This window comes from Kitasatospora sp. NPDC058046, assembly GCF_042885595.1.
Taxonomy (GTDB): Bacteria; Actinomycetota; Actinomycetes; order Streptomycetales; family Streptomycetaceae; genus Kitasatospora.
In genome coordinates this window covers 234,517-259,056 of sequence record NZ_JBHVRS010000004.1, presented here as the reverse complement: position 1 = coordinate 259,056, position 24,540 = coordinate 234,517, and the positions used below count along the sequence as shown (strand labels likewise).

Genomic DNA, 24,540 nt, shown 5'->3' with positions numbered 1-24,540 from the left:
CCCGGGGGTTCCCGGGGTTCCCTGGGGACGGCGAGGGCCCGGCGGATATCGCACTCCGCCGGGCCCCCACCGCCCTGCTGTCAGCCGCCCAGGATGCGCAGCCCGGGCAGCAGGTCCGGAAGCAGCGGGGGAACCTCGACGCCCTGCGGCTGGGCCGCGTTCGGGGCGCTGGGCGAGGCCTGCTGCGGTCCCTGCGCCGGGGCCGCGTCGGCGCTCGGCGAGGGCTTGGTGCCGGTGAGCCCGCTGGTGAGACCGCCGACCAGGCCGTTGACGGCGTCCGGGGCGCTGCTGGGCAGGGTGTCCGGCAGGACGCCGCCCTTGCCGCCGTTGCCGGAGGCACCGGCGCCGGGGTAGGCCGGGGCGTGCTCGGTGGCGCCGGGGCGGTTGCCGGCGGCGCCGGAGCCCGGGGCCTGGTCGGTGCCGGCCGAGGTGCCGGAGCCGGCCGCCGGGGAACCGGCCGGGGAACCACCGGTCGAATGGGACGAACCGTCGCCCGCTCCGTCGCCGGCCGCGCCACCGCTCTGAGCGGGGGGCAGGACCAGGCGCAGGGGCGCGACGTCCTCGCTTATGTCGTCGAAGAGCCGGTTCACCAGGTCGGCCTGCTGGGTGAGCTGGACGGGCAGCCGGCCCTGCAGCTCGCTCCACCGGCCGTCCTCGTCGTGGGCGAAGCCGGCCAGGGCCCGCATCGGGTCGAGCGAGCCGTTGCTGCGGTAGACCGAGCGCAGCAGCTCGCGGCCCTTGAGGGCGTCGGTGTGCATGTCGTCCAGGGCGCGGCGGACCTGTTCGACGGTGGCCGGGCTGAGCGCGCCGGCCTGGTCGGTGCGGCCGACCAGGGTCTTGGCCTCGCCGAGCCGGGTGGCCGCGTTGTCGAGCAGCATCTCGCCGCGTTCGGAGTCGGAGCCCGCGAAGTCGAGCCGGAGCCCTTCCAAGCCGCGTTTGAGGCCGTACAGGCTGTCCCCGGGGAGGGCGTTGGAGCTGGCCGCGGCGACGCCGGCCAGGCTGCCGACGGCGAGCCCGGCGACCAGCCCGCCGATCGCGAACCGGCGGCTCCAGCGGCCGCGCGGCGCCGTCCGGATCGCCCGGTGGCGGCGCTGGCGGGGCACCGGGGTGCCCGTCCCGCCGGCGAAGGCCTGCTCGAACGCGGCCATCAGCTGGGCGCGTTGGACCGTATGGACCTCCCGGTCCAGCACCGGCCCGGGCAGTGCCCCCAGTGCGTCGGCCAGTCCGACCAGCCCGGCCATCGCGGCCGAACCCGCGCCGGTGGCAGCGGTGTTGTCCGATTCGGCGTTGGCCGCAGCGCGTTGCTCCGCCTGGTGGGCCTCCAGCGCCTCGGCGAAGGCCTTCGCCCGCCGGTGCTCAAGCACGTTTGCCGTCACGGGCCACACCTCCCTTCGTCGTTGTCGACAGCCCGGCCCGCCGGACGGTTGCCCCGGCTGGCCAAAGCCACTCCATCGGGTGATAGGCCGCAATTCGACTTGACCGTACGCCTGGTGGGGGCTTGCACGTTGGCCAACGAGCGGTGCGGGCGGTCGGTTACGCACGGCAGATCATCGGACCTACCGTTCACCCTGACGTGTCGGCCGGGCGCGAACGATGACGGCCGGCCGGACCGTACGGTGCCGGACCGCACGGAGCCGGTGCCGTCCTCGGCGCTGTTCATCGCGCGTCGGGCGGGAGCAGCCGGGCCAGGGTGCGGACGGCGCGGTACTGGAGGGTCTTGATGGCGCCCTCGTTCTTGCCCATGATCCGGGCCGTCTCGGCCACCGACAGCCCCTGCAGGAAGCGCAGGGTGACGCACTCCTGCTGCTGCGGGTTGAGCCGGCGCACCGCGTCCAGCAGGGCGGCGTTGGAGAGCGACTCCAGCACCGACTCCTCGGGGCTGCGCTCGCACTCGTTGGAGTCGAGCATCTCGCCGGTGGTGACCTCCAGCCGGAAGCGGCTGGACTTGAAGTGGTCGGCGACCAGGTTGCGGGCGATGGTGACCAGCCAGGCGCCGAAGTCCCGGCCCTGCCAGGTGAAGGTGCCGATCCGGCGCAGGGCGCGCAGGAAGGTCTCGCTGGTGAGGTCCTCGGCGGTGGCCCGGCTGCCGACCCGGTAGTAGATGTAGCGGTAGACGGTGTCCGCGTAGTGGTCGTAGAGCCGGCCGAAGGCCTCGCTCTCGCCGGCCTGGGCCCGTTCGACCAGCTCCATGACCGGGTTGTGCTCGGTCTCGTAGCCGGGGCTGGGCGCGGTCCGGGCGCGGCCCCGGCCGGCGCTGCCGGTGCGGCCGCGCGAGCCGGTGCCGGTCGAGCCGGCGGCGGTGGTGCGCAGTGCCAGGCCGGGCGGCTGCGGCTGGGCGAACGGTCCTCCGGCGAGCGCGAGTTGGGGCGTGGCGGCGAACTGGCTGCGGAGCAGGGTGCGCAACAGGGTCAGGCCCGTGGAGATCTGCCGCTCGGCGGTCGGCCGGTCGCGGAGGCCGGTGCGGGGACGCAGGGGCGCGGACGACGGGCGGGAGGGTGCAGGCGCGTCGTTCCGGACGGGTGGGTACACGGGACTCCCAGAGGCAGAACTGTGGACGGATCACCTCCGCCTGCGCGGAGAGCACTCCCCGAAGCGTCCGTTCGAGCGGGACGCGTGGTGACGTGCATCCAGGAGAGAATAACGCTTTGTGCAATGACAGCTACACCGTGTGGTCGAAGTGGTCGTTTGGGATCCATTTGTTGCGCATGTTCGGCTGACATTGACCGGAGCTGTCATCGTTCATCCGGCTTAACGTGATCGAACGGGCGCTCAGGGTGACCAATTTGGCGGCCTGGGGGGCGGTTTCCCAGCCTTGGGGCTCGGCAACCCCTGACTTTCCCGGCCTGGCGAACGATCAGAACCGGTCACCGGGCGACAGGTTCGAGCAGGTGACGCGGACTGCCCTGTGGCGGCGGGGAGTTCGCCCGTAAGAGGGGCCAGGTCAGAGGCCTTGTTGACGACCGCTCACCCGCCGGGGCGAGCCCGACCGGGCGGCCTCCGAACGGCCCCGGAGAGCCCCGGAGCGCCTCGGAGAGTCTCCGGAAAGCTTCCGGAAAGCCTCCGGCGGCCCGGACGGCCGTCCGGCGCGAGGCTCGGGGCCGGGGTTCCGGGCCGGGGTTCCGGGCCGGGGTTCGGGCGGGTGGTTCAGGCCCGGTGGCGGCGCCGGTTCAGCGCCACCCCGGCCGCCGCCGCGCCGGCCAGCACCCCGAGCGCGGCCGCCGCCGGCAGCCCCACCCGGGCCGCCTTGCGCCCGGTCCGGAAGTCCCGCACCCGCCAGCCCTGGGCCCGGGCGTGGCGCCGCAGCGCGCCGTCCGGGTTCACCACGTACGGGTGGCCGACCAGCGAGAGCATCGGGATGTCGTTGGCCGAGTCGCTGTAGGCGGCGCAGCGGTCGAGGTCGAGGCGCTCGCGCCGGGCCAGGGCCCGGACGGCGGCGGCCTTGGCCGGGCCGTGCAGCAGGTCGCCGACCAGTCGGCCGGTGTAGCGGCCGTCCCTGGCCTCGGCGACGGTGCCCAGCGCGCCGGTCATGCCGAGCCGCCGGGCGATGATCCGGGCCACCTCCAGCGGGGCGGCGGTGACCAGCCAGACCCGCTGGCCGGCGTCCAGGTGCATCTGGACCAGGGCGCGGGTGCCCGGCCAGATCTTGTCCGCCACGACCTCTTCGAAGATCTCCTCGCAGATCGCCTCCAGGTCGGCGGTGGGCTTGCCGGCCACGATGCCGAGGGCGGACTGCTTGGCGTCCGAGATGTGGTCCGGGTCCTCGGTGCCGTGCAGCCGGAACCAGGCCTGCTGCCAGGCGAAGCGGGCGATGTCGCGGCGGGTGAGGAAGCCGCGGCGGTAGAGGCCGACGCCGAGGTAGAAGATCGCGGCGCCGCGCAGGATGGTGTTGTCGCAGTCGAAGAAGGCGGCGGCGCGGGGGTCGTCCGGGTCCGGGGTGTGGTTCTCGGCGGGGGCCTTGGGGGTCCGTCCGGGCTTGGCCGCGGCCGGCGCGTCCGGCCCGGCGGCGTCCCCGGGGCCGGTGCTGCCCCCTGGTCCGGCGGTGTCCCGGGGCCCGGCGTCGGGTGCCGGCTCGGCCCGCAGCGCGGCCTCGGCCGCCTCGGCCGCGGCTTCGCCGGCCAGGGCGCTCCGCTCGCTGCTGGAACGCCTTGCCTGGGTGAGCCTTCTGAGCACGGCCATGTCATCGAGGATAGCCAGCCGGGCGCCCGGCGGCCGTGACGCAGCCGTGCCCGCGGGGTGAACAGCTCCACCGGGCGCAGGCCCCGGGGGCGGGTGGGCGCCATGGCGGAGAATGGGGTGGTGAGCCCACTGCTGCGACGTAAGAGCCCCGAGCCCGCGGGCCGGACCGTGACCCTGGTCGGCAAGCCCGGCTGCCACCTGTGCGACGAGGCCCGCGAGGTGATCCTCCGGGTGACGGGGGAGTTGGGCGCGTCCTTCGAGGAGCGGGACATCACCCGGGACGAGGAGCTGTACCGCCGTTACTGGGAGCAGATTCCGGTCACCCTGATCGACGGTCGCCAGCACGACTTCTGGCGGGTCGACGAGCGCCGGCTGCGCACCGCCCTCGGGGGCTGAGTGCGCGGCCGGGCGCGGCCGGGCGGCGGCTGAGCGGGGTCTGACCGCGCGTTCGTCCGCGCACCGGCCCCCCGCCGATCGGCGGGGGCGGTTCGCCGAATCGTTGCCAAAGACACTCCGTTCCGGCTTGGGGCGGGGCGGGTTGGTCGGCTTACGATCGAACGCGTTTGCGCCCGTGGGGGGCTGAGCACACGAGGAGTGCGCCATGCTTCCCGGTCCTGTCCCTGGGGCCCCCGGAGCCCCGGAGTTCCGGACGGCCCCCCGGGGCTTCGCCGTGGTGGACGTGGAGGCGACCGGCCGCAGCCCGTGGCGGCACCGGGTGGTCGAGGTCGCGGTGGTGCTGCTCGACGAGCGGCTCCGCGCCGAGGGGGAGTTCGCCACCCTGCTGGACCCGCTGGGCCCGGTCGGCCCGACCCATGTGCACCGGATACGCCAGTGCGACGTCGAGGGCGCCCCGCGCTTCCGCGAGATCGCCCCGTGGCTGCTGGAGCTGCTGGCCGGCCGGGTGCTGGTCGGTCACCACGTCAGCTGTGACCACGCGTTCCTGGATCGCGAGTTCGCCCGGATCGGGGTGCCGCTGCCGCCCGTCCCGCTGCTGTGCACGATGCGGTTGGCCCGCGCCCACCTGCCGGAGGCCCGGAGCCACGGCCTGGCGGCCTGCGTGGAGGCGGCGGACCTCGGCTGGTACCCGGCGCACACCGCGCTGGGCGACGCCCGGGTGACCGCCGAGCTGCTGCGGTACTGCCTGGACGCCCCGTCCTGTCCGTCGGACGACTGGACCGGCCCGCTGCGGGAGGCCGCCCGGCTGCCCTGGCCCCGGCTCGGCCGGGCCCGTTCCCGCCCGTCCGGTGCCGCCGTCCCGCTGCTGCGCCGGGAGGCGTCGTACGGCCCGTGGCTGCCCGATTCCCAGGCCCCGGAGGTCGTGCTGACCCAGGCCGGTGCTATGCGTTCGATGGCGTGATGCGCATCACTGTGCGGGGACAAAACGGACACCATCTTTGTGCACACGTTCACAAACACATAGCCTGGCTGCCTAAGCCCAGCTTCACCCACAGGAGCACCGTGGCAATCGGCCGATCACCACAGAGCAGTTCGCAGACGCCCGACCAGGGCGCCGCGCGCCGACCCTCGCGTGCCCGGGGCATCCCGGAGGCGACGGTCGCCCGCCTGCCCCTCTATCTGCGGGCCCTCACCGCGCTCTCCGAGCGCTCGGTGCCGACCGTCTCCTCCGAGGAGCTGGCCGCCGCCGCCGGCGTGAACTCGGCCAAGCTGCGCAAGGACTTCTCCTACCTCGGCTCCTACGGCACCCGCGGCGTCGGCTACGACGTCGAGTACCTCGTCTACCAGATCTCCCGCGAGCTCGGTCTGACCCAGGACTGGCCGGTCGTCATCGTCGGCATCGGGAACCTCGGCCACGCGCTCGCCAACTACGGCGGGTTCGCCTCCCGCGGCTTCCGGGTGGCCGCCCTGTTGGACGCCGATCCCCACGTGGTCGGTTCCACCGCGGCCGGACTGCCGGTGCGGCACATGGACGAGCTGGAGTCGATCGTCGAGAGCCAGCACGTCTCCATCGGCGTGATCACCACCCCGCCCGGCGCCGCCCAGCAGGTGTGCGACCGGCTGGTGGAGGCCGGCGTCACCAGCATCCTGAACTTCGCCCCGACCGTGCTGTCCGTCCCGGACGGCGTGGACGTGCGCAAGGTGGACCTCTCCATCGAGCTCCAGATCCTGGCCTTCCACGAGCAGCGCAAGGCCGGCGAGGAGCCGGACGACCGCGCCGAGTCGGTGCTGGACCGCGCCCCCGGTCCGGTCCGGGCGGCCGCCGCCAAGCTGCGCCGCGCGGCCGGCGGCAGCGGCAAGGGCCGGGGCGCCGCCGAGCCGGCGGCCAAGGACCAGGCCGAGCAGGCCAAGGGAAAGTCCGCCAAGGGCGGCGACGGGGATCTCTCCGCGGTGATGCCCGCATGAACACCGAGAGCTGTGGGGGGCGGGCATGAGCCTTCTCGTCGTAGGGCTGAGCCATCGCACGGCCCCGGTCGGGGTACTGGAGCGCGCCGCGCTGACCGGTGAGGTGCCGACCCGGCTGCTGCACGACGCGGCCGCCACCGCGACGGTCGGCGAGGCCGCGCTGCTGAACACCTGCAACCGGATCGAGCTGTACGCGGACGTGGACAAGTTCCACGCCGGCGTCGCCGAGCTGTCGCTGCTGCTGGCCCACCACAGCGGGGTGGACCTGGAGGAGCTGACCTCCCACCTGTACGTCCACTACGAGGACCGCGCCGTCCACCACCTCTTCTCGGTGGCCTGCGGCCTGGACTCGATGGTCGTCGGCGAGGGCCAGATCCTCGGCCAGCTGCGCGACGCGCTGGCCAAGGCCCAGGAGGAGCACACCGCCGGGCGCGGCCTGAACGAGCTGTTCCAGCAGGCGCTGCGGGTCGGCAAGCGGGCGCACAGCGAGACCGGCATCGACAAGGCCGGCCAGTCGCTGGTCACCTTCGGCCTGGAGCAGGTCGCGGCGGGCGCGGGCGAGATCGCCGGCAAGCGCGCGCTGGTGGTCGGGGCCGGCTCGATGAGCTCGCTGGCCGCCGCCACCCTGGTCCGCTCCGGCGTGACCGACCTGCTGATCGCCAACCGGACCCCGGCCCGGGCCGAGCGGCTGGTCGAGATCCTCGGCCCGGACGTGGCCCGGGTGCTGGACCTCGCCAAGGTGCCGGAGGCGCTCGCCGACGTGGACCTGGTGATCTCCTGCACCGGCGCGGCCGGTGTGGTGGTCCGGGCCGAGGACGTGGCCGCCGCCGTCGCCTCCCGCAGGTCCCCCGAGCCGCTCGCCCTGCTGGACCTGGCCATGCCGCGCGACGTCGACCACGCCGTGCACGAGCTGCCCGGCGCCCTGCTGGTCGACCTGGAGAGCCTCTCCCACGCGCACGCCGCCAGCCCCGGCGCCGGCGACGTCGACCAGGTGACCCGGATCGTCTCCGACGAGGTGACGGCCTTCGGCGCCGCCCAGCGGGCCGCCCGGATCGCGCCGACCGTGGTCGCGCTGCGCTCGATGGCCTCCGACGTGGTCGCCGCCGAGCTCGGCCGGCTGGACTCCCGGCTGCCCGACCTGGACGAGCGCTCGCGCGCCGAGATCACCCAGACCGTCCGCCGCGTCGTCGACAAGCTGCTGCACGCCCCGACCGTCCGGGTGAAGCAGCTGGCCGCCGAGCCCGGCGGCGCCTCCTACGCGGAGGCGCTGCGGGAACTGTTCGACCTCGACCCGGCGGCCGTGCACGCCGTGTCGGGCACGCCCGTCGGCGGCGCGCCCCAGCCCTCGGCCGGGGGCACCAGATGAACCGTCAGCCATCCCACGAGTACCACCGGGACGATCACCTCATGAATGGTCAACCGATCACGGAGCAGCCCTCGGCCACCGCGGCCCTGCGGCTCGGCACCCGGCGCAGCGCCCTCGCCATGGCGCAGTCGGGCATGGTGGCCCGCGAGGTGACCAGGGTCACCGGGCGCCCCGTCGAGCTGGTCGAGATCACCACGTACGGCGACACCTCCCGGGAGTCGCTGGCCCAGATCGGCGGCACCGGCGTGTTCGTCTCCGCGCTGCGCGACGCGCTGCTGGAGGGCCGGATCGACTTCGCCGTGCACTCGCTCAAGGACCTGCCCACCGCCGCCCCCGAGGGCCTGGCGCTGGCCGCCGTCCCCGAGCGCGAGGACGTCCGGGACGCCTTGGTCGCCGCCGAGGGCCTGGCCCTGGAGGAGCTGGTCGAGAAGCTCGCCGGCGCCGGCCGCCCGGCCCGGATCGGCACCGGTTCGCCGCGCCGGATGGCGCAGCTGAACGCCTGGGCCAGGGCCCGCGGCGCCCAGCTGGAGACCGTCGCGATCCGCGGCAACGTGGACACCCGGATCGGCTTCGTGACCAGCGGCGAGCTGGACGCGGTGGTGCTGGCCACGGCCGGCCTGAACCGGCTCGGCCGCAGCGCCGAGATATCCCAGCACCTCGACACCGAGGTGATGATCCCGGCCCCCGGCCAGGGTGCGCTCGCGATCGAGTGCACCACCGCCGACGAGGAGCTGACCGCCGCGCTCGCCGCGCTGGACCACGCCCCCACCCGGGTCGCCGTGGCCGCCGAGCGCGCCCTGCTGGCCACCCTGGAGGCCGGCTGCTCGGCACCGGTGGCCGCGCTGGCCACCTGGGGCCGGGAGAACGAGCTGCGGCTGGACGGCGTGGTCGGCGACCCCGACGGAACCGCCCTGCTGAAGATGTCCGCCAACGGTCCGATCGTCCTCGACGAGACCGCCGAGCAGCGGGCGGCGGCCCTCGGCCGCACGCTGGCTGACCGGCTGCTCGCCGCGGGCGCGGCCGCCCTGATGGGGGAGCGAGCCCGATGAGCCCCACCACCGCCGCCACCGACGCCCTGTTCCCGGCGGGACAGCCCGCCACCGGACGGTGCACCTTCCTGGGCGCGGGCCCCGGGGACCCGGGGCTGCTGACCCTGCGCGCGGTCGAGGTGCTGTCCACCGCCGACGTGCTGGTCGCCGACCCGCTGACCGCCGCCGCCGTGCGCAGCCACTGCCCGGCCGGCGTGCAGGTGCACGCCCCCGCCGCCGAGGGCGCCGACTTCGACCTGGCCAAGGTGGTCGCCGAGGCCGTCCGCTCCGGCAAGCACGTGGTGCGCACCGTCGACGGCGACCCCGGCCTGGACGGCTGCGCCGCCGAGGAGATGCTCAGCTGCGCGGGCGACGGGATCCCGTTCGAGGTGATCCCGGGCGTCGCCCAGTCGGTCGGCGTCCCGGCGTACGCGGGTGTCCCGCTGCGCGCCGGTTCCGGCACCGACGTGCGCTTCGTGGACGGCGCCGCGCTGCTGGCCGGCAGCCCGGTCGACCTGGGCGCGCCGGAGACCACCCTGGTGGTCCGCACCACCCTGGGCCAGCTGCCGGCCACCGCCGCCGCGCTGGTCGCGGGTGGCCGCAAGCCGGAGTCGGCGCTGAGCGCCACGCTCTCCGGCACCACCACCCGCCAGCGGACCTTCACCTCCTCGCTGTCCGGGATCGCGGCGGACCTGAAGGCCGCCCGGGTGCTGCCCTCGCCGGTCTCCGCCCCGGTCGACCCGGCCACCTCGGTGATAGCCGTGGTGGGCGAGCAGGTCGCCCACCGGGCCTCGCACTCGTGGTTCGAGACCAAGCCGCTGTTCGGCTGGAACGTCCTCGTGCCGCGCACCAAGGAGCAGGCCACCGGCCTGTCCGAGCAGCTGCGCTCGTACGGCGCGGTGCCGCAGGAGGTGCCGACCATCGCGGTCGAGCCGCCGCGCACCCCGCAGCAGATGGAGCGGGCCATCAAGGGCCTGGTCACCGGCCGCTACGAGTGGATCGCCTTCACCTCGGTGAACGCGGTGCGCGCCGTCCGGGAGAAGTTCGAGGAGTACGGCCTGGACGCCCGCGCGTTCGCCGGGATCAAGGTCGCGGCGGTCGGCGAGACCACCGCGCAGGCCCTGGTGGACTTCGGCGTGAAGCCGGACCTGGTGCCCTCCGGCGAGCAGTCCGCGGCCGGGCTGCTGGAGGACTGGCCGCCGTACGACCCGGTCTTCGACCCGATCGACCGGGTGCTGCTGCCGCGCGCCGACATCGCCACCGAGACCCTGGTGGCCGGCCTGGTCGAGCTGGGCTGGGAGGTCGACGACGTGACGGCGTACCGGACGGTGCGCGCCTCGCCGCCGCCGGCCGAGACCCGCGAGGCGATCAAGGGCGGCGGCTTCGACGCGGTGCTGTTCACCTCGTCCTCGACCGTCCGGAACCTGGTCGGCATCGCGGGCAAGCCGCACAACGTCACGGTCATCGCCTGCATCGGCCCGGCGACCGCCAAGACCGCCGAGGAGCACGGCCTGCGGGTCGACGTGATGGCCCCGGCGCCGTCGGCGGCCGCGCTGGCCCAGGCGCTGGCGGACTTCGGTGCCAAGCGCCGGGACACCGCGACGGCCGCCGGTGAGCCGGTCTACCGGCCCAGCGAGCGCCGCCCCGGCTCGCGTCGCAAGGCCCGCTGAGAATTCTTAACTATGCTGCCGGGGGCGGCCGTTCGTCGCCCCCGGCACTGCACAACCGTTCGGAGAGAGAAGCCGTGTCCGCTGAATTCCCGTACGTTCGCCCCCGCCGGCTGCGCCAGAGCCCGGCGATGCGCCGGCTGGTGGCCGAGACCCGGCTGCACCCGGCGGAGCTGATCCTGCCGCTGTTCGTCCGCGAGGGCGTCAGCGAGCCCGTCCCGGTGACGTCGATGCCGGGCGTGGTCCAGCACACCCGGGACACCCTGCGCAAGGCCGCGGTGGAGGCGGCCGAGGCGGGCCTGGGCGGCCTCATGCTGTTCGGCGTCCCGGAGGTGCAGGACGCCGTCGGCAGCGAGGGCACCAACCCGGACGGCATCCTCCAGCAGGCGATCCGGGACGTGGTCTCCGAGGTCGGCGACTCCCTGGTGGTCATGTCGGACCTCTGCCTGGACGAGTACACCGACCACGGCCACTGCGGCGTGCTGGCCGCCGACGGCAGCGTCGACAACGACGCCACCCTGGAGCGCTACGCCGAGATGGCCCGGGTGCAGGCCGACGCCGGCGTCCACCTGGTCGGCCCGTCCGGCATGATGGACGGCCAGATCGCCGTGGTCCGGCGGGCGCTGGACGAGGCCGGGCACCAGGACGTGGGCATCCTCGCCTACACCGCCAAGTACGCCTCGGCCTTCTACGGCCCGTTCCGCGAGGCCGTCGGCTCCTCGCTCAAGGGCGACCGCAAGTCGTACCAGCAGGACCCGGCCAACGCCCGCGAGGCGCTGCGCGAGCTGGAGCAGGACCTCGCCGAGGGCGCCGACATGGTGATGGTCAAGCCGGCCATGGCCTACCTGGACATCCTGCGCCAGGTCGCCGACGCCTCCCCGGTGCCGGTCTCCGCCTACCAGGTGTCCGGCGAGTACGCGATGGTCGAGGCGGCCGCCGCGAACGGCTGGATCGACCGGGAGCGGATGATCATGGAGACGCTCACCTCGATCCGCCGCGCGGGCGCCGAGCAGATCCTCACCTACTGGGCCCTCGAAGCCGCCGCGATGCTCAAGTAGCGGACCCTGTACGGCGGAAGGCCGGGCCGCTCCCGTGGGGGAGCGGCCCGGCCTTCCCGGTTCCCGCTAGGCCGTGTCCGGCAGGCCTCAGAAGCCCACGTCGCCGGCGTGCCCGAAGCCCGCGCCGCCGCCGACCAGGTCGGTCGAGGTGGCGGCGCCGCCGCCGAAGCCGCCGGCGGCGGTGTCCCCGGCGTGGGCGAGGCCGAAGCCCCCGCCGGCCAGGAACGGCTGGTCGGCGGAGGCGACGAGCTCGCCGCCGCCGACGACGCCCACGTGGGCGAAGGCCGGGGTGGCGGCACCGGCGAGCGCCAGTGCGGCGGCGGCGGTCAGGGCGGCCTTGGCCAGCTTGCTCTTCATGGAACTGCCCTCTCTCTGGGAGCGCCCCCGCGGGCGCTCTGACACGTGTTCACATCCGGCGGTCCGGACCGGCCCGCCGCTCACCCGGCCGGACCGCGCTGCGGCGGTCGGCCGGACACTTCGTCCGCACAGCCCGGAGGGCCCGGGGAGGTGTTCCTCCCCGGGCCCTCCGACCGTGCCGTGCCCCGTGATCAGCCGATCAGGTGCGAGACACCCGCGTCGCCCGTGGACTGGGTGTTCTGGCCGACGTTGCAGATCTGCTTCGGCTGGTTGTTCAGGACCGGGACCTCGACCGGAACCGCGATGCCGATGACGGCGACCGCGATGTTGTGGACCTCCGGCAGGCAGATGTTCGGGTTGTCCAGAACGTGGCTGTTCGGGCTGCCGTTGCCGGCGGTGCCGGTGTGGTTGGTGCCGCCGTTGCCCTGGACGGAGGTGGCGGCGCCGTCCGAGTCGACGATGGCGGAGGCCGAGCCGGCGGACATCGCGAGGGCGGCGGCGGCCAGGCCGGCGGCGGCGAGGGACTTCTTGATCATTTCTGGTTTTCCTCTCGGGGTGAATCGGGGGGCGATTCGAAGGTGGAACAGCGGGTGGTGCAGGGAGATCAGGGCGGCGACCGATCAGCCGATCAGGTGGGACACGCCGCCGTCGCCCTGGCTCTGGGTGCCCTGGCCGACGGTGCAGTACTGCCGACCGCCGTTGTTGGCGATCGGGACCTCGACCGGGACTGCCACACCGAGCACGCCGACGGCGATGTTGTGGATCTCCGGCAGGCAGATGTTCGGGTTGTCCAGGAAGTGGAAGTTCGGGCTGTTGTTCCCGACCGTGCCCGTGAAGTTGGTGCCGCCGTTGCCCTCGATCGAGGCGGCGGCGCCGTCCGCGTCACCGATGGCCGAGGCCGGGCCGGCGGCACCGGCCAGCGCGGCGACGGCCAGGCCGGCGGCGGCGAAGGACTTCTGGATCATGGGAGATCCCTCTCTGAAATGCTCTTTGGATTCCTTGCGTACGGCGCTGAGAACGCTCAGACCCGGTCGGCAGTCACTGACGTTCAGATCAAAGAATGACGGCACGGAAGGTTACGGGGATTCTGGAAAAGAGTCCCGGAGGCGCGACGGTCAACGGAATCCGGTCGGATTATTAAGCCGAACCGGTTAACGGCCGCAATCCGAGCTCCCGGTCACTCGTTGAGCAGAACGCTTTCCGGCTGCGCCCCCGCAGCCGCTCCCAGTGATCCCCAGTACGGACAGCAGAACGGTGAAAAGCATGAAGTTCTCCAAGCGGGCCGGCGTGATGCTGCTGGCGGTCGGTGCCGGTGTGCTCGCCTCCCAGGGGGCGGCCTCTGCCGCCGCCCCGATCGGCCCCGACCAGGTGGGCGCCCTGGAGGACTCGCTGGCCACCCAGCAGGTCCCCGCGGACATCCCGCTCGCCCCACTGGGCAGCCGCCTCACGGCCGGCATCCCGACCTCGCTGCTCATGCCGCCGGCGCCCGGCCGGACCACCAGCTCCGACGGGGCGCTGCTCCCGGAGCAGATCGTCCCCCAGCTGACCACCGGCAAGGTGGGCCCGAGCGCCAAGGCCGAGCTGCCGCTCCCGCTGGTCGACCAGGGCGCCGACCTCGGCAAGGTGCTGCTGGACGCCCCGGCCGCCCCGCTGCACGCCAAGACCCCCGGGCTCACCCTCGGGCAGCCGCTCTCGCTCGCCCGGGACGGCGCCGGCCAGCTCGCCGACGGCCGGCTGAAGGTGGACGAGATCGACCCGCGGCTGGTCTCCGGCGCGGTGCAGGTGATCCCCGGGGCCAAGGCCAGCCTCGGCGGCGACGACAGCCGGCTCTCCCTCACCGACACGGCGGGCGCCCTGGCCGGCACCACCACCACGACCGCCACCACCGTGGTGGGGCAGACCGGCCTGACCGACCTGACCCGGCTCTGACCCCGGGATCCCATCCGGTACGAGAGCCCGGCACCCCGGCCGCGCGGCGGGATGCCGGGCTCTCGCGCGCCCGGTGGGGCGCTCAGCCCGGCAGGACGCCGGTCAGCCCGCCGACCAGCGGGAGGTCCTTGACGCCGCCGCCGGCGCTCAGCGGGCCGGTGAGCGTCCCGGTGCCGATCGCGGGCAGGCCCTGGTCCGGCTGGAGGGCCGCGCCGTTGTTGAGGAAGTCGGCCGAGGAGTTCGCCCACGGGTCCAGCCGCAGGCTCTTGATCGGCGCGACGCCGTAGCCGAGGCCGGTGGTCGTCCCGCCCAGCGCCTGGCCCAGGTCGGTCTTGGTCAGCTTGGCCGGGCCGGCCGGGGCCTCGCCCGGGGCGGTGGCGGCCTGCGCCGAACCGGCGCCGAGCAGCACCGCGGCACCCACGGCGGCGGCCAGGCCGGCCGCGCTCTTCTTCGAAACCATCGTGATCACCCTTCGGTGGATCGGAGGTACCGGACGGTTGTCCGGAGACGCCGAACTGCCCCCCGGCCGACTGGTCGGGGGGCAGGACGGCCGGTACGCGTGCCGATCGGGATCAGCAGTCGTCCGCGGGCTGCGGGACGGCCTCGACGTTGGCGCAGGCGTTGCCGAAGGCCGGGTTCAGCAGGCCGACGACGTTGATGCTGTTGCCGCACAGGTTGATCGGCACGTGCACCGGGACCTGGATCTGGTTGCCGGAGACGACACCGGGGGAGTTGGCGGCCACGCCCTCGGCGCCGGCGCTGGCGGCGGCGGAGCCCGCCGCGCCCAGCACCAGGCCGGCTGCGGCGGCGGAGAGGACGGCGGCCTTCTTCATGTTCTGCATGGGGGGTTGATCTCCTCGATCACACACGGGTGGAGCGTGCCGCGCCCCGGCGCTGCGGGGCGCGGCACGGGCTCGGGTGAATCAGCTGTCGCCGACGTGGCGACCGCGGGTTCAGCCGACGTTGGCGCACTGGTTGCCGAAGGCCGGGTTCAGCAGGCCGATGATGTCGATGCTGTTGCCGCACAGGTTGATCGGGATGTGGATCGGGATCTGGATCTGGTTGCCGGAGAGCACACCGGGGGAACCGGCGGCGACGCCCTCGGCACCGGAGCTGGCGACCGCACCGCCGGCGGCGCCGAGCACCAGGCCGCTGGCGGCCAGCGACAGGACGGCGGCCTTCTTGAAGTTGCGCATGTCATTCCTCCGATTTCTGCCCGACGGAAGGGAAATGTCGGGATTCGGGCGAGCACGAATACTCACCCGAAGGCTGTAGGGATTTCCGTGATTGTCACTCGGGCGGCGCACACCGGCGTGTTCCGCCCATGGCTCGGGCGTGGCCGCGGCGGCCGTGTCGCGATGCCCCGCGAAGCGATTCCCGCACGGCCGGGAAAGGCTTCGGACAAAGGCGCGACGGTTGGAATTCCGGTCAGGCGTTCCGGCACGGATTGCCGGACGCCGGGTAGGGGAGGCCCGCCGCGCCGACCGAGCCGCCGGTGGCCGCGATGCCGACGACGGCGTGGGCGTGCTTGCGCATGGGCGGTACTCGATTCGTGCGTAGGGGCCGGTGGAGACCGGGTTCCATCAGGGAGAACGAGGCACCGCGGGCGGGGAAACGGTCGGACCCTCCGATCACCCGAATGCCCGGTCCGCGGCGCCGTTGGGCCGGATGGGTGACAGTGCGGGGAGCGTCGCAACCGGTCCGGTGGGGTCTCGTTCTAGATGTCGCACTCCCCGTGCATATCTGTCGAACAGTCAGGAGGCTCGTATGAGCATCAAGAAGACCGCCGCTGTCGGCGCGGCCGTGGTGGGCATCGTTGCCACCGGCGCCGGTACCGCGATGGCCAGCTCCGGCGCCCAGGGCGTTGCCGCCGGTTCCCCCGGTGTCATCTCGGGCAACCAGATCCAGGTCCCGGTGCACGTTCCGGTCAACGTCTGCGGCAACACCATCGACATCATCGGCCTGCTGAACCCGGCCTTCGGCAACAAGTGCGCCAACGTGGGCTGAGCCCGCACCCGGTTCGGCCGGTGCGAGCCGCCGTTCCGCGCTTCCCTCCTGGGGCGTGGGGCGGCGGCTCTTCGTCGTGCCGGGGCGGCGACGCACCGTCAGTTACCGGTGGTGTCACAAGCCTTGTTGCGTTACTTGTCAGTACCTAGAATGCGAGACCTGCTCACCTTTCCTGCTCCTCTCTTGCTCCGCGCCGCTCGGCGCCCCGCCCGGGCGGCCCCCCACCCCCGCAAGGAGACGCGTGTGACCAGGTCCCCACGGTCGGCGGCGCGGCGGACGCGCACCGGGTCCTCCCGGTGCGCCGCACTGCTCGCCACCGGAACCCTCCTCGCCACCCTCGGCCTGGCCGGCGCCCCCGCCGCCCTGGCCGACCCCGCCCCGGCCGCGCCCGCGGCCACCCGACCGGCCGCGGTCGTCGCCCTCGGCGACAGCGCCATCTCCGGGGAGGGCGCCGGCACCGACACCAACGACGGCTACTTCCCGGAGACGGACAGCCCCACCAACTACTGCCACCGCCACCCCAAGTCGGAGATCTTCGTCACCGACATCCCCGGGGTCACCCCGATCGACCTCGCCTGTTCCGGAGCCCAGACCGGCGACCTGGTCAGCGACCCGGAGCTGGCGAAGGTCACCGGCCCCGGCAGCGGCGACTTCGGCGAGCCCAAGCAGGACGTCAAACTGGCCGACACGGCGGCGAAGTACGACGTCAAGATGGTCGTCGTCACGATCGGCGCCAACGACGACTTCGACTTCAGCGGCATCATGATGCACTGCCTCGCGCAGTACTTCCCGATCCCCAAGGACCAGGGCTGCCGGGACACCATCGGCAGCGACGAGATCCGCCGGCGCGCCAAGGGCGTCCAGCCCAAGGTGGTCGCGGCGCTCCAGAACATCCGTCAGACCATGCGCCGGGCCGGCTACGCCGACTCCTCGTACCAGCTGGTCTACCAGTCGTACTTCAACCCGATCACCCCGGACATCCGGCGCAACGACTACCTCGGCAAGGTCGCCGACGGCTGCCCGGCCTTCCCCGAGGACCTCGCCTGGGGCCACAACTGGGTGGTGCCGACGCTCAGCGACGCGCTGCGCGGCGCGGCCGAGCAGGTGCCCGGCGTCCGGTACCTCGACCAGCGGCGGGTCGCCTTCGGCCACGAGGTCTGCGCGGAGTGGACGAGCTCCCCGTACGAGTACACCAACGGGGACGTCATCAACCTCTCCGAGTGGGTGCGCAACGGCTGCGACTCGCAGATCGGCATCCCCGGGCTGTGCATGAACATGGTCCGCCAGTCGTACCACCTGCGGGTGGCCGGCTACCGCGGCGAGGGCGTCTGCCTCGGCCAGTTCTACGCCCGGCCGGAGCTGGCGCAGGCGTACTGCACCCTCAACCAGCAGAACACCACCTCGATCCAGCCGCTCACGCCCGGACAGCCGTTCGGCGACGTCCCCGAGGACGGCGCCTGGTACCAGCTGACCAACGCGGCCAGCGGCAACGCGCTCGACCTCACCGGCGGCGGCAGCTACGGCGACTCGACCAACGGCCGGGCCGCGATCACCTATCCGGCCACCGGCGGGCTCAACCAGTCCTTCGTCCTGGAGGCGAAGGCCGGCGGCAGCTACGAGCTCGACTTCAGCGGCAACCGGAACATGTGCCTGGACGCCAACGCCGCCTCCACCGCCCCCGGCACCCGGATCCAGCAGTGGGGCTGCACCGGCGGCGGCAACCAGCACTGGGTGTTCAAGCCGGCCGGCAACGGCCGCTACAAGATCGCCGACTCCCAGGACCAGGGCAAGGTCCTGGCCGCCGGCGCCACCCTCGACGCCAAGGGCAACCCGTACGTCGAACTCGCCGCCGACACCGGCGCCGCCGACCAGCTCTGGCAGCTCACCAAGCTCGGCATCGTCTACGTCCACGGCTGATCCGCCCCGCACGTCCTGAGGCCCCGGCCGCCGCCGCCCCCACCCGGGCGGCGGCGCCCGCGTGCACGACCGGGCCGGTGTGGTGCTCGGCACGGGTGGCGTGGTGCTGCGCGCCGGTCCGGAGGGCGCCAGGGGCCGTCGGTTCGGGGTCGTGCCGTAGGCTCACGGGAAAATCGTTGCGCCGGAGCCGCGCGGACCACGAGCGGGGCGGGGAGTACCCAGACCAGATGAGCACGGCATCGAGCACCGAGTCGTCCAGCACCCAGCCCGGAGCGCCCGGGGCGGCGCCCGCGGAGGCCCCCGAGGAACGGACGGGCCCGGCGTCCGGACGGTTCGGGGCACTGGTGGACCGCTTCGCGCCCGCGCTGGGCGCGTACGCGGTGGTCAAGGCCATCGGCCTGACCGTCTTCCTGCTGCTGCTCTCGCACACCGGCGACTACCTGAAGAAGCAGCCGGGCCGCGGCGGCGGCGCCCACGCCTGGGACGTGCTGGGCACCTGGGACGGCATCTGGTACCAGCGGATCGCCGAGAACGGGTACGACCCGCAGCTGATCCCGCTGCACGGCTTCCCGCTGGCCACCTACTACGAGAACTCGGCCGCCTTCTTCCCGCTCTACCCCTGGCTGATGCGGCTGGTCGGCGCCGTCACCGGGCTCGGCCCGTACGGCTCCGGGATCGTCGTCTCGGTGATCGCCTCGCTGGTCGCCGCGGCCGGGATCTTCGCCGTCGCCGAGCGGCTGGGCGGCTTCCGGGCGGGCGTGATCGCCGCGGTGCTCTGGGGCCTGTTCCCGGGCTCCGGCGTGGAGTGGGCGGTCTACTCGGACTCGCTGTTCGTCGCGCTGTCCGCCTGGGCCTGCTACTGCGTGATGACCCGCCGCTGGGTGGCGGCCGGCCTGCTGGCGCTGGTGGCGGGCCTCAACCGGCCGACCGCCGCCGCGCTGATCGCCGCCGTCTCGATCGCCGCGCTGGTCGCGCTGGTCCGCCGCACCGACGGGGTGGCCCGCCCGCTGACCGCGATGCTGATCACCCCGTGGGGCCTGATCGGCTACGTCGCCTGGGTCGGCTGGAAGATGGGCGACTGGGGCGGCTACTTCAAGCTCCAGCAGGGCGCCTGGAACCGCTACTTCGACGGCGGCGCCTCCACCCTGCGCACGATCATGGACGTGATCACCGGCCACTGGGACTTCTGGCAGTCCAACCCCGTCCCGGACCTGATCGCGATCGCCCTGCTGATCGCCCTGCCCGGCTTGCTGGTGCTGCTCTGGCGCACCCGGCCGCCGCTGGTGCTGTGGGTCTACACCGCGCTCACCATCATCACCGCGCTGAGCAGCAACCAGATCTTCGGCAACATCTCGCGCTACCTGCTGCCCGCCTTCCCGCTCTGCATCGGCCTGGCGGTGGCGCTGCGCAAGCTGCGGACCTCCTCGCTGGCCGGGCTGCTGGCCATGCCGGTCCTCGCGGCGGGCTGGTACGCGGGCTATGCGCTGTTCGAGTTGGGCATCCCGTAGACCCGGCGTTGGTTGGCAACGGGATCATCCGGCAGCAGACGGGCCGTTGCTAACCTCGGACGTATGACGACGACCCCGCCGCCCGTGCGCCAGATCCGCGACATCTCCGGGCTGATGGACCACGCGAGCCACGTGCTGGCCACCCGGATGGCGGCCGCCTTCACCGAGCTCGGGATCACCCCGCGCGCCTACTGCGTGCTGTTCCACGCGCGGGCGGGCGAGCGCACCCAGATCCAGCTGGCCGAGCTGGCGGACCTGGACAAGACGACCATGGTGGTCACCGTCGACGAGCTGGAGAAGGCGGGCCTGGCCGAGCGCCGCCCGTCCGCGACCGACCGGCGGGCCCGGATCGTCTCGGTCACCGAGGCGGGCGAGCGGGCCGTGGTGCGGGGCAGCGCGATCGCCGACCGGGTGCACCGCGAGCTGCTGGAGTCGCTGCCGCAGCCCGAGCGCGAGGTGTTCCTCTCGGCCCTGACGCACCTGGTGGACGGCCACCTCGCGGAGCCCGTCGAGGTCGAACGCACCGTCCGCCGCGCCCGCCGTTCCCGGGGATAGTCGCCGGAACCGACCGTCCGTCAACTCGCTTGAATGCGACCGGTGTTCGAAGGGTCAGTCTGGATCCGGCCCGCGTTCGAACGGCGGACCGGACCCCGGGGTGCTACGGCCAGACCAGGCAGTACAGCTGGTGCCCGGCCTCGTGCAGCCGGTTGGCGAAGTCCTGCCACTCGTGCAGCATGCTGTAGATCACGAACGCGTCCCGCGGCCCGCGCCGGTCCGGCACGGTGGACCAGATGAAGGCGGCGGCGCCGAGCTCGGTCTCGTCGGCCTTGCGCAGCGGCTCGACGACGTTGTGGGGGAGCTGGACGACGGCGTAGTCGGGGTGCAGCACCACCAGTTCCAGCGGTGGCACCTGGTGCAGCGGGACGCCCTGGATGCCGGTGAGCACCATGGCGCTCATCGTCTCCGGTTTGATCTTGGTGGAGAGATGGCCGGTGGGGGAGCCGCTGGTCTCCATCAGGTCGCCGAGGCGGCCCAGTGCGCCGAGCTCGCCGGCCTCCAGGCCGAGTCCGCCCGGCCCGAGGGCGGTGGGCACTCTGGCGGCCGTCGCGCGGTCCGGGGCTCCGAAGTACTTGTAGGTCACCCCCACGCGTCCCTCACCCCGCCTCTCACCGCCGCGACGACCACGACCCGTACCCGCTCCCGTACCCCCGCGTGCGGTCTCGGCGGGCCTGCGGGAGCCCCCCGCGGCCTCGTCGTAACCGTCCTGCGCCTCGGACACTCGGACCATCCTCACCGGAATTCGCCGGAATCGACAGACCCCCGCACGTCCGGCGCCCACCGGACGTGCTCCTTACCCGTCATGCGCCGCCGTACCCATTCGCGGTACGCGGCAGTCCTCTCCACACCCCTGCACACAGACCGGAGGTCCTGTGCACTCTGTGTACACAGTCTGACTGGTCCCCGGTCCGGTGAAGTCAGCGGCCCCTGCTGTACGGACAACCGTACAGACAACGGTGCCCGGATCATCGTTCCAGATGATCGGGTCGGACATGCAGAGCGTGAGGACACGATTTGAGACCATGTCTTTTGTGAGCTACCCCTACGAAGCCCCCCAGTCCCAGTCGCTGTTCGACCGCGCCTCCGTGGTGACGCCCGGCGGCGTCAACTCCCCGGTGCGCGCCTTCCGCGCGGTCGGCGGCACGCCGCGCTTCATGGTGTCCGGCACCGGTCCCTACCTCACCGACGCCGACGGCCGCGAGTACGTCGACCTGGTGTGCTCGTGGGGTCCGATGATCCTCGGCCACGCGCACCCCGCGGTGATCGACGCCGTCCAGCGGGCCGTCTCCCGCGGCACCTCCTTCGGCACCCCCGGCGAGGGCGAGGTCGAGCTGGCCGAGGAGATCGTCGCCCGGGTCGCCCCGGTCGAGCAGGTCCGCCTGGTCTCCTCCGGCACCGAGGCCACCATGTCCGCGATCCGGCTGGCCCGCGGCTTCACCGGCCGCGCGAAGGTGGTGAAGTTCGCCGGCTGCTACCACGGTCACGTGGACGCGCTGCTGGCCGCCGCCGGTTCCGGCGTCGCCACCTTCGGCCTGCCGGACACCCCGGGCGTCACCGGCGCCCAGGCCGGCGACACCATCGTGCTGCCGTACAACGACCTGGCCGCCGTCGAGCAGGCGTTCGCCGCCCACCCGGGCGAGATCGCCTGCGTGATCACCGAGGCCTCGCCCGGCAACATGGGCGTCGTCCCGCCGCTGCCCGGCTTCAACGGCGGCCTGGCCCGGCTCTGCCGGGAGAACGGCGCGCTGTTCATCTCCGACGAGGTGATGACCGGCTTCCGCGTCTCCAAGGCCGGCTGGTACGGCCTGGAGGCGGCGCACGAGGGCTGGGCGCCGGACCTGCTGACCTTCGGCAAGGTCATGGGCGGCGGCTTCCCGGCCGCGGCCTTCGGCGGCCGCGCCGACGTGATGGCGCACCTGGCCCCGGCCGGCCCGGTCTACCAGGCGGGCACCCTGTCCGGGAACCCGGTCGCCACCGCGGCGGGCCTGGCCCAGCTGCGCGGCTGCACCGACGAGGCGTACGCGACGGTGGACAAGGTCGCCGCCGAGGTCTCCGGCCTGGTCGCCGACGCGCTCGCCAAGGAGGGCGTCGCACACCGGCTGCAGACCGCCGGGAACATGTTCTCGGTGTTCTTCACCGAGGCCCCGGTCACCGACTACGACGAGGCCAGGACCCAGGAGGCGTACCGTTTCACCGCCTTCTTCCACGCGATGCTGGCCGAGGGCGTCTACCTGCCGCCGTCCGCCTTCGAGTCCTGGTTCGTCTCGGCGGCCCACGACGAGCGGGCGATCGAGCGGATCGCCGCCGCCCTGCCGGCCGCCGCGCGCGCCGCTGCCGCCGCCACGGCCTGACCGCCGCGGCCCGTACCCCGATTCCCAGGAGTAGTCGAGAAGTGAGCGCGAAAGAGATCACCGTCGTCCACGTGATGCGGCACGGCGAGGTGCACAACCCGGAGGGCGTCCTGTACGGGCGCCTGCCGGACTACCACCTGTCCGAGCTGGGCCGGAAGATGGCCGAGCGGGTCGCCGAGGACCTGGCCGACCGGGACGTCACCCACGTGGTGGCCTCCCCGCTGGAGCGGGCCCAGGAGACCGCCGCGCCGATCGCCGAGGCGCACGGCCTGGACATCGCGGTGGACGCGCGGCTGATCGAGGCGGAGAACGTCTTCGAGGGCAAGACCTTCGGGGTCGGCGACGGTTCGCTGCGGAACCCGGGCTACTGGAAGTACCTCACCAACCCGTTCAAGCCGTCCTGGGGCGAGCCCTACCTCGACCAGGCGGTGCGGATGATGGGCGCGATCGGCGCGGCCCGGGACGCCGCGCGCGGGCACGAGGCGGTCTGCGTCAGCCACCAGCTGCCGATCTGGATCCTCCGCTCCTTCGCCGAGCGCCGCCGGCTCTGGCACGACCCGCGCAACCGGCAGTGCTCGCTGGCCTCGCTGACCAGCTTCACCTTCGAGGGCGACCGGATCGTCTCGGTCGGCTACCGCGAGCCGGCCCGCGACCTGCTGCCCGCGCACCTGGTGGGCAAGGGCCGCAAGGGCGACAAGCCGGTGGGCAAGAGCTTCGGCGCCTAGCCTCCCGTAAGCGGCGTGTAAGTATGACTTCGGGTCACCCGGCGACTGCCGGGTGACCCGATTTCGTCGCAGGTCAGAAGGGGTGCGACGCGCAAGGGAGGACCCCGGCGAACCGGCCCGGAACTCCATGCGAAACTTTTCACATGTCTGCCATGACGCGCCCCCGTCCCCGTGTCGCCGCAGCAGCCGCCGCCACCGTCGCCGCCGCTGCGCTCGCCCTCACCGGCTGTTCCTCCTCGGGCTCGTCGGGCGGCGCCGAGGGCCAGGTCGGCTTCGTCACGGTCAAGGGCACCAACCTGTCGAAGGCGGACGCCGGGAAGCGCGGGGACGCGCCGGACATCTCCGGGGACACCCTGGAGGGCACCCCGGCCAAGCTCTCCGACTACCGGGGCAAGGTCGTCGTGCTGAACGTCTGGGGCTCCTGGTGCGGCCCGTGCCGGGCCGAGGCCAAGAGCCTCCAGAACGTCTCCGAGAAGTACAAGGACCAGGGCGTCCAGTTCCTCGGCATCAACACCCGGGACACCGAGAAGCAGAACGCCGTCCGCTTCGAGCAGGAGCAGGGCGTCACCTACCCGAGCCTCTTCGACCCGGCCGGCACCCAGCTGCTCAAGTTCCCCAAGGGCAGCCTCAACCCGCAGTCCATCCCGACCACCCTGATCGTCGACCGGGACGGCAAGCTGGCCGCCCGCGCCGTCGGCGGCACCACCGAGGACGCGCTGGAGTCGATCCTCCAGCCGGTGGTCGCGGAGCAGAAGCAGTGAGCCTGCCGCAACAACTCGCCGACAACACCGGGACCCTCCAGAGCGGAGCGCTGCTGGTCGCCGCGCCGATCGCGCTGGCGGCCGGACTGGTGTCGTTCTTCTCGCCCTGCGTGCTGCCGCTCGTCCCCGGCTACCTGTCGTACGTGACCGGCTTCTCCGCCGCCGACCTCGCGGACGCGCGCGGCGCGCGGCGCGGCCGGATGCTGCTCGGGGCGACGCTGTTCATCCTCGGCTTCACCGCCGTGTTCGTCTCGGGCGGGGCGCTGTTCGGGCAGTTCGGCGACACCCTCCAGGAGCACAAGCGGGTCATCTCGATCGTGCTCGGGGCGGTGACGATCGTGATGGGCCTCGCCTTCATGGGCCTCGTCCCCGGTCTGAGCATGCGCGAGGTGCGCTCCCACCGCCGTCCGTCGGTCGGCCTGCTCGGCGCGCCGCTGCTGGGCGTGGTCTTCGGCGTCGGCTGGACCCCCTGCATCGGCCCGACCCTGGCGACCGTCCAGAACCTGGCCCTGAACCAGGCCGACGCCGCGCGCGGCGCCCTGCTGATGACCTTCTACTGCCTGGGCCTCGGCGTACCGTTCATCGTGGCCGCGCTGGCCTTCCGCCGGGCGCTGGGCGCCTTCGGCTGGGTCAAGCGGCACTACCCGCTCGTCATGAGGATCGGCGGCGGCATGCTCGTCGCGGTCGGTCTGCTGCTCGTCACCGGGATCTGGGACTCGATGCTGAGCCAGCTGCAGTCCTGGACCGCCGACTTCCAGATCGGAATCTGAC

Annotated in this window: 26 protein-coding genes; 16 read left to right on the top strand and 10 right to left on the bottom strand. The window is 73.2% G+C overall.

Translation table 11 applies throughout. The annotated features are described in order from the left end of the window. Window positions 1-80: 80 nt before the first annotated feature. The 3 genes from ACFVU7_RS11010 to ACFVU7_RS11000 all read right to left on the bottom strand — a co-directional run bounded on the left by ACFVU7_RS11010 (window position 81) and on the right by ACFVU7_RS11000 (window position 4,176). Window positions 81-1,376 (bottom strand): DUF5667 domain-containing protein, encoded by a 1,296-nt coding sequence (locus tag ACFVU7_RS11010; protein ID WP_388044909.1) that lies wholly within the window; start codon window positions 1,374-1,376, stop codon window positions 81-83. A gap of 280 nt (window positions 1,377-1,656) precedes the next feature. After that, entirely contained in the window at window positions 1,657-2,472 is an 816-nt protein-coding gene (locus ACFVU7_RS11005; protein ID WP_380777110.1) for an ECF subfamily RNA polymerase sigma factor, BldN family, read from the bottom strand. Between the two features lie 672 nt (window positions 2,473-3,144). Beyond that, window positions 3,145-4,176 (bottom strand): HAD family phosphatase, encoded by a 1,032-nt coding sequence (locus tag ACFVU7_RS11000; RefSeq protein WP_074004021.1) that lies wholly within the window; start codon window positions 4,174-4,176, stop codon window positions 3,145-3,147. A 102-nt stretch (window positions 4,177-4,278) separates the two neighbouring features. On the opposite strand from ACFVU7_RS11000, the gene ACFVU7_RS10995 reads away from it, so the two are divergent. From ACFVU7_RS10995 to hemB, 7 genes are all read left to right on the top strand, one after another. Further along, window positions 4,279-4,572, top strand: a complete 294-nt coding sequence (locus ACFVU7_RS10995) for a glutaredoxin family protein (protein WP_049650473.1) — start codon at window positions 4,279-4,281, stop codon at window positions 4,570-4,572. 205 nt (window positions 4,573-4,777) lie between these two features. Then, entirely contained in the window at window positions 4,778-5,533 is a 756-nt protein-coding gene (locus tag ACFVU7_RS10990; protein WP_380739288.1) for an exonuclease domain-containing protein, read from the top strand. A gap of 107 nt (window positions 5,534-5,640) precedes the next feature. Beyond that, window positions 5,641-6,537: a redox-sensing transcriptional repressor Rex gene (locus ACFVU7_RS10985; protein WP_049650497.1), complete on the top strand. Its 897-nt coding sequence runs from the start codon at window positions 5,641-5,643 to the stop codon at window positions 6,535-6,537. A gap of 25 nt (window positions 6,538-6,562) precedes the next feature. Continuing rightward, window positions 6,563-7,903 carry a glutamyl-tRNA reductase gene (locus ACFVU7_RS10980; RefSeq protein ID WP_388044908.1) on the top strand — a complete coding sequence of 447 codons (1,341 nt, stop codon included), beginning with the start codon at window positions 6,563-6,565 and terminating at the stop codon, window positions 7,901-7,903. Window positions 7,904-7,944: 41 nt separating this feature from the next. Beyond that, a complete protein-coding gene (hemC, locus tag ACFVU7_RS10975; RefSeq protein WP_049650476.1) occupies window positions 7,945-8,952 on the top strand; it encodes a hydroxymethylbilane synthase in 1,008 nt (335 codons plus the stop codon). Next, complete coding sequence (locus tag ACFVU7_RS10970) at window positions 8,949-10,601, top strand: bifunctional uroporphyrinogen-III C-methyltransferase/uroporphyrinogen-III synthase (RefSeq protein ID WP_049650477.1); 1,653 nt, start codon at window positions 8,949-8,951, stop codon at window positions 10,599-10,601. The genes hemC and ACFVU7_RS10970 overlap by 4 nt, the downstream gene beginning before the upstream one ends. Window positions 10,602-10,675: 74 nt before the next feature. After that, window positions 10,676-11,656, top strand: coding sequence for a porphobilinogen synthase (gene hemB / locus ACFVU7_RS10965; RefSeq protein WP_074004018.1), 981 nt, complete (start codon window positions 10,676-10,678; stop codon window positions 11,654-11,656). 87 nt (window positions 11,657-11,743) lie between these two features. Here hemB and ACFVU7_RS10960 read toward each other — a convergent pair whose 3' ends face one another. The 3 genes from ACFVU7_RS10960 to ACFVU7_RS10950 form a co-directional block, all read right to left on the bottom strand. Then, window positions 11,744-12,013 (bottom strand): hypothetical protein, encoded by a 270-nt coding sequence (locus ACFVU7_RS10960; protein WP_380744907.1) that lies wholly within the window; start codon window positions 12,011-12,013, stop codon window positions 11,744-11,746. Window positions 12,014-12,204: 191 nt separating this feature from the next. Beyond that, entirely contained in the window at window positions 12,205-12,549 is a 345-nt protein-coding gene (locus ACFVU7_RS10955; protein WP_074004017.1) for a rodlet layer protein, read from the bottom strand. 84 nt (window positions 12,550-12,633) lie between these two features. Further along, window positions 12,634-12,978 (bottom strand): hypothetical protein, encoded by a 345-nt coding sequence (locus tag ACFVU7_RS10950; protein WP_049650481.1) that lies wholly within the window; start codon window positions 12,976-12,978, stop codon window positions 12,634-12,636. A gap of 298 nt (window positions 12,979-13,276) precedes the next feature. Here ACFVU7_RS10950 and ACFVU7_RS10945 point away from each other — a divergent pair, with 298 nt between their 5' ends. Further along, window positions 13,277-13,942, top strand: a complete 666-nt coding sequence (locus tag ACFVU7_RS10945) for a hypothetical protein (protein WP_375877802.1) — start codon at window positions 13,277-13,279, stop codon at window positions 13,940-13,942. 82 nt (window positions 13,943-14,024) lie between these two features. On the opposite strand, the gene ACFVU7_RS10940 is transcribed toward ACFVU7_RS10945, so the two are convergent. From ACFVU7_RS10940 to ACFVU7_RS10930, 3 genes are all read right to left on the bottom strand, one after another. Then, window positions 14,025-14,402, bottom strand: a complete 378-nt coding sequence (locus tag ACFVU7_RS10940; RefSeq protein ID WP_147409124.1) for a hypothetical protein — start codon at window positions 14,400-14,402, stop codon at window positions 14,025-14,027. A gap of 112 nt (window positions 14,403-14,514) precedes the next feature. Next, window positions 14,515-14,784, bottom strand: a complete 270-nt coding sequence (locus tag ACFVU7_RS10935; RefSeq protein ID WP_380744910.1) for a chaplin — start codon at window positions 14,782-14,784, stop codon at window positions 14,515-14,517. Window positions 14,785-14,895: 111 nt separating this feature from the next. Further along, window positions 14,896-15,138 carry a chaplin gene (locus ACFVU7_RS10930; RefSeq protein ID WP_049650485.1) on the bottom strand — a complete coding sequence of 81 codons (243 nt, stop codon included), beginning with the start codon at window positions 15,136-15,138 and terminating at the stop codon, window positions 14,896-14,898. Window positions 15,139-15,709: 571 nt separating this feature from the next. Here ACFVU7_RS10930 and ACFVU7_RS10925 point away from each other — a divergent pair. From ACFVU7_RS10925 to ACFVU7_RS10910, 4 genes are all read left to right on the top strand, one after another. Then, window positions 15,710-15,949, top strand: a complete 240-nt coding sequence (locus ACFVU7_RS10925; RefSeq protein WP_049650486.1) for a chaplin — start codon at window positions 15,710-15,712, stop codon at window positions 15,947-15,949. 243 nt (window positions 15,950-16,192) lie between these two features. Next, window positions 16,193-17,866 (top strand): RICIN domain-containing protein, encoded by a 1,674-nt coding sequence (locus tag ACFVU7_RS10920; protein WP_234348284.1) that lies wholly within the window; start codon window positions 16,193-16,195, stop codon window positions 17,864-17,866. 227 nt (window positions 17,867-18,093) lie between these two features. Then, window positions 18,094-19,374, top strand: a complete 1,281-nt coding sequence (locus ACFVU7_RS10915) for a glycosyltransferase family 39 protein (protein WP_117488307.1) — start codon at window positions 18,094-18,096, stop codon at window positions 19,372-19,374. A gap of 63 nt (window positions 19,375-19,437) precedes the next feature. After that, window positions 19,438-19,929: a MarR family winged helix-turn-helix transcriptional regulator gene (locus ACFVU7_RS10910; protein ID WP_049650488.1), complete on the top strand. Its 492-nt coding sequence runs from the start codon at window positions 19,438-19,440 to the stop codon at window positions 19,927-19,929. 103 nt (window positions 19,930-20,032) lie between these two features. Here ACFVU7_RS10910 and ACFVU7_RS10905 read toward each other — a convergent pair whose 3' ends face one another. Beyond that, window positions 20,033-20,515 carry a hypothetical protein gene (locus tag ACFVU7_RS10905; RefSeq protein WP_074004012.1) on the bottom strand — a complete coding sequence of 161 codons (483 nt, stop codon included), beginning with the start codon at window positions 20,513-20,515 and terminating at the stop codon, window positions 20,033-20,035. Window positions 20,516-20,954: 439 nt separating this feature from the next. Here ACFVU7_RS10905 and hemL point away from each other — a divergent pair, with 439 nt between their 5' ends. The 4 genes from hemL to ACFVU7_RS10885 all read left to right on the top strand — a co-directional run bounded on the left by hemL (window position 20,955) and on the right by ACFVU7_RS10885 (window position 24,539). Next, the gene (hemL, locus tag ACFVU7_RS10900) at window positions 20,955-22,283 is read left to right on the top strand and encodes a glutamate-1-semialdehyde 2,1-aminomutase (RefSeq protein WP_375876951.1); all 1,329 of its coding nucleotides are present in this window, start codon (window positions 20,955-20,957) and stop codon (window positions 22,281-22,283) included. A gap of 74 nt (window positions 22,284-22,357) precedes the next feature. After that, the gene (locus ACFVU7_RS10895; RefSeq protein ID WP_049650499.1) at window positions 22,358-23,008 is read left to right on the top strand and encodes a histidine phosphatase family protein; all 651 of its coding nucleotides are present in this window, start codon (window positions 22,358-22,360) and stop codon (window positions 23,006-23,008) included. A 143-nt stretch (window positions 23,009-23,151) separates the two neighbouring features. Beyond that, complete coding sequence (locus tag ACFVU7_RS10890) at window positions 23,152-23,769, top strand: TlpA family protein disulfide reductase (RefSeq protein ID WP_388044907.1); 618 nt, start codon at window positions 23,152-23,154, stop codon at window positions 23,767-23,769. After that, the gene (locus ACFVU7_RS10885) at window positions 23,766-24,539 is read left to right on the top strand and encodes a cytochrome c biogenesis CcdA family protein (RefSeq protein ID WP_234348286.1); all 774 of its coding nucleotides are present in this window, start codon (window positions 23,766-23,768) and stop codon (window positions 24,537-24,539) included. The genes ACFVU7_RS10890 and ACFVU7_RS10885 overlap by 4 nt, the downstream gene beginning before the upstream one ends. Window position 24,540: the final 1 nt, after the last annotated feature.